The organism is Klebsiella quasivariicola (assembly GCF_002269255.1).
In the GTDB taxonomy this organism is placed as follows: Bacteria; Pseudomonadota; Gammaproteobacteria; order Enterobacterales; family Enterobacteriaceae; genus Klebsiella; species Klebsiella quasivariicola.
Genome location: NZ_CP022823.1, coordinates 3,341,463 through 3,360,109, shown reverse-complemented (window position 1 = coordinate 3,360,109; position 18,647 = coordinate 3,341,463). Strand labels below are relative to the sequence as shown.

The following is an 18,647-nucleotide window of genomic DNA, read 5'->3' as shown; positions in this document are numbered from 1 at the left end:
GAAACCACACCTGCGCCATCCCGGGTCGATGATGAATGCGCGGCAGTCATGAGGGCGTTAATGTAATGGCAGACGTCGCATCTTTAGCGGTCGGGCTGCACCTGAACGCAGCCAGTTTTAAATCCCAGCTGCTGGGAGCGTATGGCGATGCGGAGAACCAGTCACGACGGTTTAACCGTAATGCCCAGGCGGACGCGAAAAAGACGGAGGACGCCTATAAGAAGGTCGGTCTGTCGATATCCGGGATGGCCAGCCGGCTAGCGGGGCTGGCAGGAGCCGGCCTTTCCATCGGCACGATCGTCACCACGTCCAGACAATATGGACAGGCATTATCAGACCTGCAGGCCATCACCGGTGCGACTGCAGCTGAAATGAAAGCGCTGGATCTGGCTGCGCAGGAAATGGGGCGCACGACAGAGTACAGCGCCAGCCAGGCCGCCGAAGCGTTAAAGCTGATGGCGTCGGCTAAACCGGAGCTTTTAAAAACGTCCGATGGACTGCAGAAGGCTACGAACAGCGCGCTTATCCTGGCGCAGGCCGCCGGCACAACGCTGCCCGATGCGACCAGAACGCTGGCGCTCTCCTTAAACCAGTACGGGGCGAGCACGCAGGAAGCGGATCGTTATATCAACGTGCTGGCCGCCGGCGCGAAATACGGGTCGTCGGAGATTGTGGATACAGCGGCCGCCATTAAAAATGGTGGCGTTGCAGCCGCACAGGCCGGCGTTGGTTTTGAGCAGCTGAATGCCGCGATTCAGGTGCTGGCAGAGCGTGAAATTAAAGGCGGTGAAGCCGGCACGGCGCTGCGTAACGTCATCCTGAACCTGGAAAAGGGCACGGACAAGAGCCTCAAGCCGTCCGTGGTTGGTCTCAGCCAGGCGCTGACCACTCTTTCCGGGAAAAATCTCTCCACGGCCCAGGCCGTAAAACTGTTTGGCGTGGAGAACCTGAATGCGGCGTCTATCCTGGTCCAGAACCGTTCAAAGCTTGATGAGCTGACCGCTTCCCTGACCGGTACCAAAACGGCGCATGAGCAGGCATCCATCAGGGTTAACAACCTGAACGGCGATTTGCTGGGGCTGAGCAGTGCGTTTGAAGGGATGGTCATTAAGATCGGGCAGAGCAGTAACGGGCCACTCCGCAGCGGGATTCAGGTTGCCACGGAGGCACTGAACAGCCTGGCAGACAATTTCAACACCGTCTCCAGCGTGGCGCTTTACAGCCTGATCCCCGTGTTATCCACGAAACTGACTGCAGGGCTGCGGGAGAATATCGCGGCCTGGCGGGAAAGCCAGGCGGCGGTAAAAGCGCGGGCGCAGGCTGATGCGGATATTGCCCGCAAAACGCTGGATTCGACAGCGGCCATCCTGAAACAGAACGACGCTGAGTTTGGCCACTACCGGCAGATGGAGCGGACGGCTAAACAGTACGGGATGAATATCAGTTACCAGGATGAGTTTACCCGCCTCATCCGACAGGAAACTGAGCAAACCAATCTGGCCAGCCAGGCGAAACTGAAACTGGCAGCGGCAAACCGGCAATTGTCGATATCAGCCCGTGCGGCCTCCTTTGCGGTGGGCCTGGCAAGAGGCGCCCTGGCTTTTGTTGGTGGTCCGGTTGGCGCGGCGACGCTGGCTGGCTCTGCATTACTGTATTTCCATCAACAGGCAAAAGAAGCCCGGCAATCGGCCATTGATTTAAAAGATGCCGTAGTGGAAACCAGTGAAGCGCTGATGCGCCTCTCGCTTAACCAGTTAAATGTGAAGCAGTTCGACCTGGAGGATAAGTACGAAAACCAGGTCGTGCAGCGTAACCAGCTGATAAAAGAGATTCAGGATGCCGACAGTCGTATCGACAGCCTGAAAGGGTTTGACCCCTTCGGCCAGCTGGAAGGGGTGACAAAAGACCAGACGCGGGCGCGGGCGGATCTCGATAGCGTTAACGAGGGACTCCGCAAAACCGAGGAAAACATTAAGCGTGTCAGTGATGCAAAAACACTGGCTCAGCTGGGTTTATCGGGAAAAATAACCTCCCTTACGGACGATCTGAAAGGAGCGTTAAGCACGCCCCCCAAAGAGACCGGAGATGGAAATCCCTGGGGCGGCGATGGCGGTACCGGCACGGGGAAAGGCAGTAAGTCCCAGGTCGACCAGTTCAAAACGCTGCGGCAGCAAATTGAAGAAGCCCATGCATCCAGCCTGGCCAGAATTAACCTGCAGGAAAAGGACAGCAACAGGGAGCTCCAGGAAGCGGCGAAGAAAAATGGCGCCAGTGATGCTGACCTGCAGCGCGCGCTGTTAATGAATGCAGAGAACTACCAGAAACAGCGACTGGATCTGGCCGCGCAGTATTCCCCCGCCCAGGAAACTCTGCGAAAAGAGCAGGAAGCCAGCCGGGACCTGGCTGAGCTTTTCAAAGCCCGCCTTCTTGATGAAAAAGAGTACCAGGCCGCACGAATAACGCTGGCCAGAGATACTGCGAAAGAGCTGCTGCAGGCGCATGCCGATGAAATCGCTGCGCCGGCACTGGATATCGCCGGCGAAGTTGATCCACTGGTCTCGCTGCGCAATCAGCTTGCGCAGCGGCAGGCATTGCTGCAGGCGTACTACCAGGGCAGCGCGATCAGCAAAGAACAGTACGAAATGCTGATGCAGAAGGCGACGAAAGAATCCGCCGATGCGCAGTATCAGACGTCACTGGAGTTATACCGATCACAGGGAGAATTCCAGAGCCTGGCCGTCGGGTTATTTGAAACGGCCCATGAGCGCTCAAGCAACTTCCTGACGAGCATGCTGACGCGGACGAGAAGCTTTAAGGAGAACATGGCTGACCTGTTTTCCTCGCTCACGCAGTCGGTCATAAAAAACCTCGTTGATATGGCTGCTCAGGCGCTGGTCACCAGTTCCGTCATGCAAACCATTATGGGCGTGGTGGGAGCTGGAGTGAGTATTGCAAGTGGTGTTTCTGGAGCGGCTGATGTCGGCACAGGTACTGCGATTCAGAATGCAGGTAAAAACTTTAACTTTCAAATACCGGGTTATGCCAAAGGCGGTGTCTTCGATTCTCCTTCATTAAGTGCCTACAGCAACCAGGTCTACGACTCTCCGCAGTTCTTCGCTTTCGCAAAAGGGGCCGGCGTATTTGGCGAGGCCGGGCCGGAGGCCATCATGCCGCTGACGCGTGCCGGCGATGGTTCGCTGGGTGTACGCGCTGTCGGTGGTGTTCAGAACGCCGGCGCGTCGGAAGGGCCAAAAGTCTATATCACGATTGAAGGCGGAAACATCTCAACGCAGGCGCCGTCTGGTTTTGAGCAGTTTGGTCAGCAGATCGGCTCGTTTGTGGAGAAAAAATACAGGGAGCTGATGGCGCAGGATATGCGCCCTGGCGGGATGGTCTGGAATGCAGTTAAAGGGCAACGCTAATGGCTATTGAGATATTCACCTGGAGTCCGCGGGTTAATCCCCAGCAGACCGTTAACTTTCGTGTCCGAAAGGCGCAGTTCGGTGACGGGTATACGCAGGTATCCGGCGATGGTATTAACACCCGATCACAGGACTGGGAGCTGAGTTTTGTCGGTACGGAGGACTATATCCGTCCGATTAAGCAGTTCCTCGACCGTCATGCCGGCACCCGCGCGTTTCAGTGGACCCCGCCTCTGGAAGAGGTGGGGCTTTACCGCTGCGAACAATATAAACCGGTGCCGCTGGGCGGCGGAAATTACTCACTTTCAGCCACTTTTATTCAGGCATTTAAACCATGAGCCTTAACGCGAATTATCAGAAGTTAGAGCCAGGCGATGAGGTTCGTCTCCTGGAGATCGATGGCCAGGCGTTTGGCCTGGATGAGGTTTTGTATTTCCACGGCTATAACGTTCCCCATACTGCAGCCGAAATCCTCGCCGCTGGCGGCGACCTGGATAAGCTGCCGGCGAAAAGCATCTGGTGGCAGGGGCGGGAGTATAAAGCCTGGCCATGTGAAATCGAAGGGATCGAGTCCTCCACCACGGGCAGCGACGCGCAGCCAACGCTGCGGGTAGGGAATATCGACGGAAAGATATCCGCGCTCTGTCTTCATTACGACGATCTGGCTCTGGCGCGGGTTGTCATCCACGACACGCAAAAACAGTATCTCGATGCGAAGAACTTTCCGGAAGGGAATGCCTCAGCTGATCCGACGCAGGAGAAACGGCGCCTTTTCTTCATCGACGTAAAGCATTATGAAGACGATGAGAAGGTGGAATTTACTCTCTCCAGCCCGTTTGCCCTGCAGGGGATGATGATCCCCACTCGCCAGCTGCATGCGATTTGCACCTGGTGTATCCGCAATCAGTACCGCAGCGGTAACGGGTGCGACTATGCCGGCACCCGGTATTTTGACAGGAACAATCAGCCAGTTGATGACCCGTCGCAGGATGTCTGCAACGGAACGCTCACGGCCTGCAAATTACGTTATGGTGAGAATAGCGAACTGCCGTTTGGCGGGTTCCCTGGCACCTCATTAATCAGGAGCTGATATGCGTCAGAAAACGATTAAGGCCATCCAGGAACATGCGGCCGCAGAATATCCGCGCGAGGCCTGCGGCCTCGTCGCCCAGAGGGGGCGAGCGGAGCGTTATTTCCCCTGCCGGAACCTGGCCACAGAGTCGAAAGATAATTTTGTGCTGGCGCCGGAGGATTATGCGGAGGTTGAGGAATGGGGAACGATCACCGGTATTGTTCACAGCCATCCTGATGCCACCACCCAGCCGAGCGAACTGGATAAAGCGCAATGCGACGCGACCCTTCTCCCCTGGCATATTATCAGCTGGCCAGAAGGCGATCTCCGTACCATCCACCCGCGTGGTGAGTTGCCGCTCCTCGAGCGACCATTCGTGCTGGGCCACTACGATTGCTGGGGCCTGGTGATGAGCTATTTTAGGCAAACCCACGGCATCGAGCTGCACGATTACCGCGTCGATTATCCGTGGTGGGAAAAGGAGTATCCGGACAATTTTTATCAGGACTGCTGGTATGAATGCGGGTTCCGTGAGTTTGATGGTCCACCGCAACCGGGTGATATGGTGATCATGCAGGTGCAGGCGGATAAGTGGAACCACGCCGGGATTCTGCTGAAAGGGAACCTGCTGCTGCATCACCTGTATGGCCATCTCAGCAAGCGCGTGCCGTATGGTGGGTACTGGATGGAAAGGACAATGAAGATTGTTCGATACAAAACATTAATTTAGGCTTTATATATCACTTCTCTTTGGTAACATCTAGCTTCCTTTACTCATGGGAATATGGATATGAAAAAAGTAGTGATATTTTTAGCTACATTAGCACTAGCAGGGTGTGTATCAAACTCAGAAAGACAAAAGCAGCAAGCTGAAATTGACAGAACCACGCCAAGCTGTTCATCCCAAAAACAATGCGATGCAGCTTGGGCTGCTGCAAGACAGTGGGTGAATCAGAATTGTGGAATGAAAATCCAGAACTATAGCAGTGATTATATAGAAACATATAATTCCCCTGCTAATAGTGCAGCAATCGCTTGCCAAGTAACCAAAAACCCGTTACCTACAGGTGCTAGCTCAATAAACGTACGTATATCATGCTCAAATATGTTTGGATGCGTTCCTGATGTATATCAGGCTGCTATTAATTTCAATAAATACATTAATGATTATATTGAGAAATTTGCACCAGTCAGAATGGGTTTTATGGCAAGAATGTCTGATACCAAGGGGAATGAAGTGCAAAACACGTCTTATTCCGCAGGAATGATAATAAAAGGTGTTACTCATGACGGACCTGCTTATAACGCAGGGTTACGTGATGATGATATTATCACAGCGGTAGGGAATGATGCGGTGCGAAGCCAGTACGACTTAACCTCGGTGATGGAAAAGTATCACTCAGGGGATAATGTGAAAGTCACCATTTTAAGGAATGGAAAGGAATTAATTAAAGAAGTGCGTCTTTGAAAATTATAGGCCCGATTATATTCGGGCTTTTATTCCCGGGGTATATATGAAGGAAACAATGACCAAAATAATACTTTCTGGAGTATTAGGTAAAACTTTTGGGAAAATTCACTATCGTTTAATTAGCACTGTTCATGAAGCAGGGCAGGCATTATCGGCAACGATACCAGGCTTCGAAAAATTCATGATTACAAGTAAAGAACGTGGACTAACTTATGCGGTATTTAAGGATGAAAAAAATATAGGTCTAGATGACTTAGGATTCCCCATAACCGGGGAAGTAATCCGCATTGTCCCTGTAGTCATTGGTAGCAAAAAAGCCGGTTTTCTTCAGACTATTTTAGGTGCGGTCATTGTTGCGGTTGGAGCTATAGCCACTTTCGGATTCGATCAGCCGTGGGGGGTTAATGTAATGATGGCTGGCGGCGCCATGATGCTCGGCGGCGTCGTTCAGATGCTTTCTCCACAGCCAGCAGGCCTGGCACGAAAAGAATCCGCTGACAATAAAGCGTCCTACGCCTTTGGGGGCGTGACGAACACTGCCTCTCAGGGATACCCGGTCCCTTTGCTTTATGGCAAAAGGCGAATTGGCGGCGCCATTATATCTGCCGGTATTTACGTAGAAGACCAGCAATAAGTTTTATTCAGTAAACCATCCAATTCAGGCCACCTTGCGGTGGCTTTTTTTATGGGCGTAATATGGCAAATAACATAATTAAAGGGCGCAAGGGTGGCGGCTCAAAGCAGCGTACACCGACGGAACAGCCGGATGATTTACAGTCCGTTGCGAAAGCCAAAATTCTGCTCGCATTAGGTGAGGGTGAATTTGCAGGTGGTTTAACCGGGGAAGATATTTATCTTGATGGCACTCCGCTTGAAAATGCTGATGGTTCGCAAAACTTCAGTGGCGTGTCTTGGGAATTTCGCCCTGGCACGCAGGCACAGACTTATATTCAGGGTATTCCCGGCACTGAAAATGAAATCAGTGTAGGAACGGAAGTTTCCAGCAAGACAGCCTGGACCCATACCTTTACTAATACCCAGCTTTCTGCCGTTCGTGTCCGCCTGAAATGGCCGTCCCTGATGAAACAGGAAGATGACGGCGACGTGGTGGGCAATACCGTCAAGTATGCGATTGACCTGCAGACCGACGGCGGCGCCTGGCAGACGGTGCTGGAAACCGCTGTCACGGGTAAAACCACCTCCGGTTATGAGCGGAGCCATCGTATTGATCTTCCCCAGGCCGGCAGTACCTGGACGCTACGCCTGCGTAAAATCTCTCCGGATGCAAACAGTGTCAAAGTTGGCGACGTGATGACGCTGCAGAGCTATACCGAAGTGATTGACGCGAAGCTGCGTTATCCCAACACCGCGCTGCTTTATATCGAGTTCGACTCCAGCCAGTTTAATGGCTCCATTCCGCAAATTTCCTGTGAGCCGCGTGGGCGCGTGATTCGTGTGCCGGATAACTACAATCCGGAAACCCGCGAATATACCGGCGTCTGGACCGGCGGGTTTAAATGGGCCTGGACGGATAACCCGGCCTGGATCTATTACGACATTGTTATAGCTGACCGTTTTGGTCTCGGTAATCGTCTGAGCAGCGCCAATATTTCGAAATGGACGTTGTACCAGATTGCACAGTACTGCGATCAGCTGGTTCCTGACGGGCGCGGTGGTGACGGCATGGAGCCGCGCTATACCTGTAACGTCTATGTCCAGGAACGCAACGATGCTTACACCGTGCTGCGAGACTTTGCCGCCATTTTCCGGGGCATGACCTGCTGGAACGGTGAGCAGATTGTTGTGCAGGCTGATATGCCGCGTGATGTCGATTTTACCTATACGCGCGCCAATATTATCGGCAAACCCCGTTATTCGAGCAGCAGCAGCCAGGTTCGGTACACCAACGCCCTGGTTTCCTGGTCTGATCCGGATAATGCTTATGCTGATGCAATGGAGCCGGCATTTATCCCGGAACTGGTTTCCCGCTACAGTTTTAACCAGCTCGAAATGACGGCGATTGGCTGTACGCGCCAGAGCGAAGCCCACCGTAAGGGGCTGTGGGGCATACTGACCAACAATAAGGACCGCATGGTCGAAATTGATGTCGGGCTGGACGGTCGCATTCCTCAACCCGGTTATATCATTGCCCTGGCGGATGAGTTGCTGGCCGGACGGGTCAACGGCGGGCGAATCAGCGCGGTGAATGGCCGGGTGATTACGCTGGATCGTGATGTGGATGCCAAACCTGGCGACCGCCTCCAGCTAAACCTGCCATCCGGGATCTCACAGAGCCGGACTATTCAGGCTGTTAACGGACGCCGGCAGATTACGGTCACAACGGCGTACAGTGAGACACCAGAACGGGAATGCGTCTGGGCCATTGAATCCGATGACCTCTTCCTGCAGCAGTACCGGGTTACAGGGGTAAAAGAGAACAGCGATGCCACCCTCACGATCACCGGCGTGGCACATGACCCGGATAAATTCCCCCGCATCGATACCGGCGCTATTATCGACCAGCGCCCGGTTAGCGTATTGCCGGCGGGCAACCAGTCACCTCCTGACGATATTGTCATCACATCCCGCTCGGTCGTGAATCAGGGGATCAGCGTCGAAACGATGCAGGTTAACTGGTCAGCGGTCAGCGGCGCTATTGCCTACGAGGCGCAGTGGCGCCGTAACGACGGGAACTGGATTAATGTGCCGCGCAGCTCGACCACCTCGTTTGAGGTCAGCGGCATTTATGCCGGTCGTTACCTGGTTCGCGTCCGTGCGATCAATGCGGCGGAGATCTCGAGCGGCTGGGCGTATTCCGAAGAGAAAACCCTGACCGGCAAGGTCGGCGAGCCGCTGGCACCGCTGGCGCTGGCAACCCGTTCGCTGGTTCATGGGGTCCAGGTTAGCTGGGAGTTCCCGACCGGCTCCGGGGATACGCTGCGCACGGAATTGCAGTACAGCAAAAACCAGGACGGCAGTGCGCCAATGCCATTATCAGACGTAGCCTATCCGGGGAAAAGCTATCAGCAGATGGGCCTCAGTATGGGCGCCGAATTCTGGTACCGGGCGCGCCTTGTGGATCGTCTTGACAATGAAAGCCCGTGGACCGGCTGGGTCCAGGGGATGGCCAGCGATAACTTTGATGACTACTACGAAAACCTGACCGATGCGATCAAGGATACGGATGCCTGGGAGGAAACGCAGCGCACCATTAGCGAAACGCAGGAAGGTATCCGCAATACGCAGCAGGAACTGGAGCAGACCGCTGAAGAGCTGCGTCAGGAAGCCGCAGATCAGGCGAAGCAAGTCAGCCAGGATATTGATGCATCGGCGAAAAGCATCACTGCTGATGTTGACGGGAAGATCTCCGCCGTGAATAAAACCATCACGGATGAGCTTACCTCGGTAAATGAGTCTCTCGATTCTGGTCTGGCTCAGGCAAACAAGGGGATTCAGGAGGCAAAATCCGCCGTCGCTGATGCGAATCAGCAGATAGCAATTTTGAGCAAGTCGCTGGCCGACGGCGATGCCGCATTGAATGCGCAGATTAAAACTGCCGAGAATGGCCTGAAGCAGTCGTTGTCTCAGGTCAACACCACGTTAACCAATGCGGTTAAGCAGGAAACTGCGGATCGTATCGCAGATGTTAACGCGAAGGCGGCACAGGCTGCTGATGAACTGCTGGCGGCAACGCAGGGGATTGAGGCGAGTATCGAGAGCCTGACTCAGGTAATGAAGAGTGCCGATGAAAATCTGGCGCGGGAAATGTCCAGCCTCGCTGCCGGCGCTAATATCCAGTTCGATTCGCAGGTTATCTGGCATTTCAACAATCAGACGACCGAGGGCTGGACCGGAAGCGCCGGCGTACCGGGAGTGTCCCAGGATGGCTGGTTACGCCCGGCGGACAGCGCCACCGATCCGTACATTACCTCTCCTGGCGGTTTGGCTGTCGATGGTGCGGCGTACCGCTTCATCATGCTGCGCTTTCGTAAAACCGGCAAACCAGTCTGGGCGGGTGAGATCCGTTGGGTGTCTGCCGGCGAAAACTTCAATAACACGAAGCGATACATTGTTGCTGAGCCAGAATATGCCGATGGGGTGGCAACCCTGACGGTGCGTGATATTCCTTGGACAGGGAACATTGATCGTATTCGTCTGGACCTGACGAACCAGCAGGATGCCAGCAACTTTATCGAATTCGACTGGATCGCCGTTGGCCGGCCAGCACCCGGCGCCAGTACGGCGGCTCTGCAGGATGTGCGCAGTACGCTGAGTAACGCGCTGACCGCCGAAGCGCAGGCACGCAGCACGCTGGCGGCGCAGATGCGTGGCTCCTATGAGGGCAGCGATCTGGAGAAAGTCACCTCTGGGCTGCTGTACCAGGAAAAAACGGCGCGCGTTACCGCCATCTCAGCGGAAGTTAAGGCCAGAGAGTCCCTGCAGACGCAGTTTAACGACAACAAAGCTGCTGTTTCTGGTGAACTGAGTTCTCTGACGACAGAGCAGAGTGCGCAGGCGAGTCGTATCGGAGGCCTGGAAACCAGCCTCGGGAAAAAAGCCGATGCGACCGCGCTGACGTCCCTGACGCAGAAAGTTGAGCAACAGGGTGCCACGCTGACATCGCAGGGAGCCGCGTTAACATCACTCACTAACCGGGTGGGCCAGACGGAAACGGGCCTGGCTGGTACGAATGAGGCGTTGAGCGGGCTGGAGTCTACTGTTACCCAGCAGGGCGACAGGATAACCAGCCAGGGTCAGTCCATCACGAAACTGACGAGCGATTTGGGCACGACAAATGCCGCGCTGGAGAAGAAAGCGGAGGCGAGCGCGGTCACCGCGTTAACACAGCAGGTAGAGCAAAACGGCCAGGATATTCGCAGCAATACTAACAACCTCACCAGTCTGTCGAATCGGCTGGTCAATGGCCTGCGGAATAGTTGGTCTCGTCGGATCTATCCTATTCAGCTGGCTAGTGGCGTGGCACTTCCGTCCTTTAGTGATATTCGCGCTGTGGCACCTACGACCGTGGATGAGGTGGCCGATACGACCAAACTGGACTTCACGTTCGCCGGTAGCTATCTGGTCGCGCTGTATTCCTGCCAGGTGAAAGTGGCCGCCAACACAACCGTCACAATGGGGCCGGGTAGCAGGGTGTTTGATGATACCGGCGTTGTATTTGTGAATGGGGTTCAGGTCGCTTGGGGTAACGCAAGCACGAGTACCGTTAGTTTTGAACTGAAAGCAGGCTGGAATACCGTTGAGTTTCTGGTGAACCAGTGGACCGGACAGGCGTATATCAACCTGGGCCTGAAGCTGTCAGACAAGGTTGCTGAGATGTACTCCGGTCTCGGTGTTTCCGCGCTGGCAAACGCAGCCGGCGTACTCAGCTCGAATGTCAGCCAGATTGGCAACGATGTAGTCAGCAATTCGCAGAGCATCACCCAGCTCCGGAATGCGCTGACGCAGACAGACGCGAACGTGGCCAGCAAAGCGGATCAGACGGCGATGAACTCGCTAACCGGACGAGTGGAGAAGACGGAATCCGGGTTGACGGCTGCTAACGCCAACATTACCTCGCTGAAATCCGCTGTACGGGCCGGAAACGCATCAGGCGGGGATTTAATTCCCAACCCGACATTTGATCCAACTTACGACCAGATGGGGTTCAGTGTGGTATCCACGACGGCTGAGGATGTTCCGTCGGGATGCCCGTATGGTTATGCGGCCAGAATTGCCAGCCGGGATCACCATCCTAACTTTGCCGCGTTCCCGGCCACGCTTAACGATGTGATTGAGATCAGCGCACTGGTTGCCTGCGGCGCCGGCACCGCGAATTTTAATCTGTATGTTGGTACCGCCGTTCGGCCAGATACTAGCACCGGTGCGCCACTCATGGCGGGTGGCGGAAAATCCCCCTCCGCGACCTGGCAGAGAACCACCTGGCGCTTCAAGGTCACGCAGGCGATGGTGGACAGGGGTTATATCCGCCCGTTCCTGCAGATCTCGCAGAACAGCCCGTATGGCACCGTATGGTTCGTTACGGACTGGCATATGCGAAATGTGACAGCGGCGCAAAAGGTTCAGGATACTGCGGACGCCACGGCGGCGGCGGTTGACTCCCTGACCACCACCGTGACTCAACAGGGTAATCTGCTGACCTCGACCGGCAACCGGACAACCCAGCTGGAAAACGGGCTGGCAACCACCAATGCCGCAGTGGCCAAAAAGGCTGATGCGACAGCGGTGCAGGATTTGACCAATACCGTCAAACAGCTGGGCAATGACCTGACGGCTGCGAACAGCGCCATCACGAAGCTGACCGGAAATCTGGCGAATACCGATAAAGCGCTGGCGCAGAAAGCCGATGCGACTGCGCTGGCCACGCTCGACACGAAAGTGACGCAGCAGGGCAAAACGCTGGAGAGCCAGAGCAATTCGCTGACGAACCTGTCGAACAGCCTCTCGCAGGTCGCGGCAGATATCGATGCCAGCGGGCAGATACCGGGTAACCTAGTCGTGAATCCCTCGTTTGAACGCGGGCTGGATGGTTATACCGGGCGGTCAACCGCGACCAGTGTGGTGGAGGTTTCCGCTCCTCACAGCGGGACGCGGGCGCTGAAGGTTGATCCGGGAAGCGTGTCTCCGGGGCAATACATCCCGTTTGTTCAGGGGCGAACCTATGAAATCGGGGTGTGGGTCAAGGAACCCGGAGCGACGACGGATAATGGCGCGGGGAACAACAAGCTGCGGATCGGTAACTCTGCCGGCCAGCCGGTTTTTGAGCGTCCATATAACAGCGGTACGGTGGGGACAAACTGGAGCCTGATTTCCGGTCGCTGGAAAGCGACGGAGACAGCCAGCCTGCCGGTGACGATGAGCAACTATCTGATTAGCGGAAGCCGCTACTTCGATGATTTTTACGTCACTGACGTTACCGACCGGGTGGACATCGATGCCACCGCCGGCGCCGTTACCGGACTAACGAACCGGGTCAATACAGCGGAAGGGCATATCACCTCGCAAAGCCAGCAGCTGACGAACCTGCAGAACAGCCTGAACACGACAAATGCCGCGCTGGAGAAGAAAGCGGAGGCGAGCGCGGTCACCGCGTTAACACAGCAGGTAGAGCAAAACGGCCAGGATATTCGCAGCAATACTAACAACCTCACCAGTCTGTCGAATCGGCTGGTCAATGGCCTGCGGAATAGCTGGTCTCGTCGGATCTATCCTATTCAGCTGGCTAGTGGCGTGGCACTTCCGTCCTTTAGTGATATTCGCGCTGTGGCACCTACGACCGTGGATGAGGTGGCCGATACGACCAAACTGGACTTCACGTTCGCCGGTAGCTATCTGGTCGCGCTGTATTCCTGCCAGGTGAAAGTGGCCGCCAACACAACCGTCACAATGGGGCCGGGTAGCAGGGTGTTTGATGATACCGGCGTTGTATTTGTGAATGGGGTTCAGGTCGCTTGGGGTAACGCAAGCACGAGTACCGTTAGTTTTGAACTGAAAGCAGGCTGGAATACCGTTGAGTTTCTGGTGAACCAGTGGACCGGACAGGCGTATATCAACCTGGGCCTGAAGCTGTCAGACAAGGTTGATGAGATGTACTCCGGTCTCGGGGTTTCCGCGCTGTCAAACGCAGCAGGCGTACTCAGCTCGAATGTTAGCCAGATCGGTAAGGATGTGGTCAGCAATTCGCAAAGTATCACCCAGCTCCGCAATTCGTTGACGCAGACAGACGCGAATGTGGCTGGTAAAGCAGATCAGACTGCGCTGAACTCTCTGACTGGGCGAGTGGAGAATACAGAGACTGGTCTGACAGCGGCGAACAGCAGCATTACGTCTCTTAATACCTCTCTGAGCCAGCAATCCAGACGCGGCGCTAATTTGCTCCCTGATGGTACTTTTGAAAGCTACCCGGCTAACTACAACCTGTCTAATAACCGCGTTATCGTAAGCACCGATGACTCCCACGGTGGTAATAAGTGCATCCGTGTAACGCGTCCGAATGATTATAACGCTACCGGAATTGATAACAGCGATAACCACATATTTAGCGGGTTCCAGGTTCGGGATAACGCAGTCTTTTATCTAGAATGCTGGATTAAGCTGGACGCCAAGAGCACCGCTATGGCCGACAACGTGCAGATTTCCGTTGGCTTATCGTTCCAGTATCAGGACGAATCCTGGCAGTGGCCAGCAGTTACCAAAGCGGCAAAGGATCTCTCTTCGACTCAATGGACGAAGGTTTCTGGTTACCTGAAATCAACGAAGAGCGGTGTTAAGCAGGCGATGTTCAGGATTTCTGTCCCTAACGTTAGTAGCGTTAAGGCGGGTAACTCATTCCTCATTGATGACATAGTCCTTACCGAAGTGACTGATGCCTACAATGCGCAAAATACCGCAGATGCTAACGCTAGTGCGATTTCTACACTGAATTCGACCGTATCCCAACAAGGCGACCAGCTCACTAGTCAGGGTAACAGCATCACTAAACTGACAAATGATCTGGCGACGACTAATAACAACGTCAGCAAGAAAGCAGACGCTACTGCTCTGACGACGCTGGCCAACCGTGTCACTCAGACCGAAAAAGACATCACCTCAACGAGTTCGTCTGTCACAACGCTGAACAACAAAGTTGATTCTATTTCTGTCGGTGGGACAAACTTAATTAAGAACTCCGGCGCTATGACCGGATGGTCTAACGTGATCAGCGAGACGTATCGTGGTAACGCAGTACTTGGCGCAACGACAAAAGCGGGCTCCGGTTACAAGGATCTGCGGGAAATCACACTCGATGCGCCTGTAGATGCTGGTGAATACGTTTACAGCTTCTACGCGAAAGGTGCTGTCGACGGGCAGCCAATGACGGTGTTCTTCTATAATCCCAACACCACAAAGTCTTCCGAGACCAGCCAGGGTATTAAAAGCGGTAACACAGATGGCCGCGCATACTTTACGCTGACTACTTCTTGGGCTCGTTATTGGGTTAAGTGGAAGCATACCCCTACCACGGGTACCAAGCGCCTTATTCTGTGTCGTATCGAGAGCAATGCTTCCAACGACCAGACTGTGTACATCAGCAGTCCGAAGCTGGAGGTTGGTAACGTTGTTTCCGATTGGAACAACTCTCCAACTGATAGCGCCAGTGCGTCCGCTGTGGACTTGTTGACAACGACAGTGAACCAACATAGCGACACCATTACCTCTATTGGTAATCGCACAACGTCGCTGGAGAATGGTCTTAGCACCACTAATGCTAACGTCGCGAAGAAGGCAGATGCTTCATCCCTGCAGACACTCCAGAACACGGTGACGCAGCAGGGTAATGACATTTCCAGCCAGGGCACTCGTGTAACGGCCATCGAGAATAGCCTGACGTCTGGTGCTAACCTCATCCCTAACGCCAAGATGCTCAATAACGCACAGGGGTGGGATGGGAACGCGACAACTGTTGACGGTTATGCTGCTGTGAGCAGCGCAAGGGGATGGCAACCGAGCTCCGCACCGTTTGAAGTGACACCGGGCGATACGCTGGATTTAAGCCTGATGTGTTTGGTGGATGCGGCAATTACTTTCGCCTGGGGGTTGCGCTTTGACGGACCTATTCTCAACAATAAAACCGTCTACACAAACAACTTGAGTTATCAAGCTGGTGAGAAGAAGGCTGTAAGCGGTACGTTTGTCGTTCCTGTCGGCGCGACCACAGCAAGGCTGCAACCGAACATAGGCGTTACCGCGGGTGTCACAATCTATAACGTCGTTGTTACCCGTCGAGACGCAACGACTATAGCGAATAGTTCCGCTATTGACTCGCTGACCAGTACGGTTAAGACGCAGGGTGATGCAATCAGCTCTATTGGTAATAGAACCACCTCACTGGAAAACGGACTGGCTACCGCTCAGAACGATATCGGTAAGAAGGCTGATGCTTCTGCATTGCAGGATTTACGGAACACGGTGATATCTCAGGGGGGCGATTTAACCGCGGCGAACAGTAACATTACCAAACTACAGGCCTCCATAAACCGTCGCACTGTGTTCACTGTCGCAGCACGTGGTTTGGGCTCCAGCGTACCTCATGGTGTGTTTGATGAAAGCGGTAATAACCTGTTTACCCCCGGTCGTAGCTGGGCGCTGATCACTTTTGCAAAACACAGCGACGGATCAACGGTGATTGCGACCTCCAAAACATACGATGTTTTTGGCAGCGCGAATAATGGTGCCACGATGTCGGCTGATATCGAGGCGTTGGCCAGTGGCACTTACGTTTGCGTCCTGACATTCGATGAGCCATCTGGCAACCGAGGTAAGATATTGTCTGCTCTGGAATCTCTTGGTGGTACATCCGAAGTCGTCAACTCCCTGCCGTATCGTGGTGCCTATATTCTCCTTGGCCGCAAAGGCATGAGGCCGGGCGATGGTCTGGAACTGCGTGCGCCAACCGGTGGTGACGCCACTGCCCACATTTCGACCTCAGTCGAGTTTGTGAACGGGGTAATGATGGGACTGGGCGCCGCCGGCGGTGTGATGATGAAGGCTGATGCGAACGCGTCGGCAATTACCACGCTCCAGAACACAGTGAAGGCCCAGGGGGGTAATATTGACTCCCTGAGTTCCTCGGTAACGGCGCTGGAGAACAGCCTCAGGTCGACAAACGATACGGTGAGTAAAAAGGCCGACACGTCCGCGGTGAGTTCACTTACCGGTCGCGTAAGCCAGGTGGAAAAAACCATCACCAGCCAGTCGCAGAGCATCACGTCGCTGACCAGCACCATCAATACCATCCGCACTCAGGGCGCTAATCCGTGGGTTGACGGAACGTTCGAAAGCTACGGAGATGGTCATGTGCTGGGCGGGGGCGGCACCGCCGTTGTGGTGGCGTCTCAGAAATTCACCGGCAATAAGAGCCTGCAGGTGAGCCGGAAAGCGAACAATAACGGCAACAGCGATAAACAGCTTGGGAGCTGGCAGTCAGTCCGTGAGGATGCGAAGTTCCGGTTTGAGTTCTGGGCCATGATGCCGGCGGATCAGAAACCCTCCTCCGGGTGGACAACGCTGGTCGGTATCAACTCACTGAATGCTGCCGGTCAAAACTCCTGGCAGTCGGCGGTCACTGTCAGCGAAGCCGCTCTTGGTGCGCGTGATAAGTGGGTGAAATTTACGGGTATTGCCAGTAACAACGGGGGTGGCAGAACACGCGCGGTGGTCTGGATCTCCACCCGTGGCGCCTCCGGCAGCGGCACCCCCGGTTATTCGCTGTATATCGACGATCTGGTTATCACGGATGTTACCGATGCGAAAGCGGCACAGGATGCCTCTGACGCGACGGCGAGTGCCGTAAGCGGTCTGACGGCTCGCGTAACGGATGCCGAAGGGAAAATCACCGCCCAGGCGCAGCAGCAGGCGGCACTGGCCACGAAAGTGGATAATGCCAACTCCCGCGTCGATAACATGGCGAAGACGCTGAGCGACAGCCAGAACACACAGGCCAGTCTGAATACCTCGCTTCAGTCGCAGATTGACGCGCAGGCGGCCGCCAACATCAAAAACCAGACGACGCTGGACAACACGATTAAATCGGTGGCCAGTATCACCAGTACCCAGCAGACGCATGCAACGGCACTGGAGGCGCTGGCAACGCAGCAGACGACCCTGACATCCAGTGTCGGGGATCTCAGTGCTTCCGTTCAGAATACCGCCAAAACCGTGGCGGCTGTGAATGGTACGGTGAGTTCTCTGTGGTCGATGAAGGTTGAGACGGTTAACGGGAAGAAGGTTGGCGCGGGGATTACGCTGGGCAGCAATGGTGAAACGAGCGACATTATCCTTTATGCCGACCGCTTCTCGCTGTTTAACCGTAATAATGCGACGGCTGTTCCGGTGATGGTTGCCGAAGGCAATGAACTGTATATCGATACGGCACGTATCAAAAACAGTTCCCTGACCTCAACCAAAATCGCGGACGGTTCCATCACGAACGCGAAGATCGGCAACGAGATCCGCTCGAATGACTTTGTAGACGGGTCACGCGGCTGGCGTATCGCTAAGGATGGCTCTTCGCAGTTCAACAACGTGATCGTTCGCGGTGCGGTTTATGCGACTGACGGCTGGTTCCAGGGGACGGTATATGCGAACCACATCGAGGGCGACATCGGGTCATTTGCGATCAACATCGCTCAGCACCGCACGCGCAAGGTGCCGAAGGCTACATGGCAGTGGTTTGAGCTGGCCCGGTTCCGGCGGCAGAATTTCGACCAGGTGATCAATATTCGCGGTGGACTCCTCCAGACGGATAGCATCACTATCTACGGCGGCGCGAAACTCAGAGCGGGGATGTCCTACGCGCCAGGGGCTGACGGCGGACTGAATCCTGGCTATCTGTCGTATGCAATGCTTCTTCGTGGCACAGGCGCTACGTCTGGTGGCGGCAGTATGGAGCTAGGCATTGAGCTTATGTATGAAACAGGTGGAGCAACACGCCTGTTAACGGCGCAAGAGTCAATGAACGTAGACAACATGTCATTTGTCGTCCCTGCCGGTACTGGCGACGCTGTTCTGCGATATGGCTGTTACCTGGACCGTAACGGACAGATGGTATTAACCATCCTCTCAAGATTCGACGCCTTCGCCGCGCGCAATAACAACGTAATTCGCGGTTCATCAACCTGATAAC

The 18,647-nt window shown here is 54.7% G+C and carries 7 protein-coding genes; all 7 read left to right on the top strand.

The annotated features are described in order from the left end of the window. Window positions 1–65 precede the first annotated feature (65 nt). The 7 genes from B8P98_RS16695 to gpJ all read left to right on the top strand — a co-directional run bounded on the left by B8P98_RS16695 (window position 66) and on the right by gpJ (window position 18,643). Window positions 66–3,422, top strand: coding sequence for a phage tail tape measure protein (locus B8P98_RS16695; RefSeq protein ID WP_095033236.1), 3,357 nt, complete (start codon window positions 66–68; stop codon window positions 3,420–3,422). Further along, entirely contained in the window at window positions 3,422–3,760 is a 339-nt protein-coding gene (locus B8P98_RS16690; RefSeq protein WP_023159871.1) for a phage tail protein, read from the top strand. Before B8P98_RS16695 ends, B8P98_RS16690 begins: the two co-directional genes overlap by 1 nt. After that, on the top strand, window positions 3,757–4,512 hold the full coding sequence (locus tag B8P98_RS16685; protein WP_040200287.1) for a phage minor tail protein L: 756 nt from the start codon (window positions 3,757–3,759) through the stop codon (window positions 4,510–4,512). The genes B8P98_RS16690 and B8P98_RS16685 overlap by 4 nt, the downstream gene beginning before the upstream one ends. Window position 4,513: 1 nt before the next feature. Continuing rightward, window positions 4,514–5,224: a C40 family peptidase gene (locus tag B8P98_RS16680; RefSeq protein WP_040200289.1), complete on the top strand. Its 711-nt coding sequence runs from the start codon at window positions 4,514–4,516 to the stop codon at window positions 5,222–5,224. Between the two features lie 60 nt (window positions 5,225–5,284). Next, the gene (locus tag B8P98_RS16675; RefSeq protein ID WP_157738373.1) at window positions 5,285–5,962 is read left to right on the top strand and encodes a PDZ domain-containing protein; all 678 of its coding nucleotides are present in this window, start codon (window positions 5,285–5,287) and stop codon (window positions 5,960–5,962) included. A 46-nt stretch (window positions 5,963–6,008) separates the two neighbouring features. Then, window positions 6,009–6,599, top strand: coding sequence for a tail assembly protein (locus B8P98_RS16670; protein WP_040200292.1), 591 nt, complete (start codon window positions 6,009–6,011; stop codon window positions 6,597–6,599). A gap of 62 nt (window positions 6,600–6,661) precedes the next feature. Beyond that, on the top strand, window positions 6,662–18,643 hold the full coding sequence (gene gpJ, locus B8P98_RS16665; RefSeq protein WP_095033235.1) for a TipJ family phage tail tip protein: 11,982 nt from the start codon (window positions 6,662–6,664) through the stop codon (window positions 18,641–18,643). Window positions 18,644–18,647: the final 4 nt, after the last annotated feature.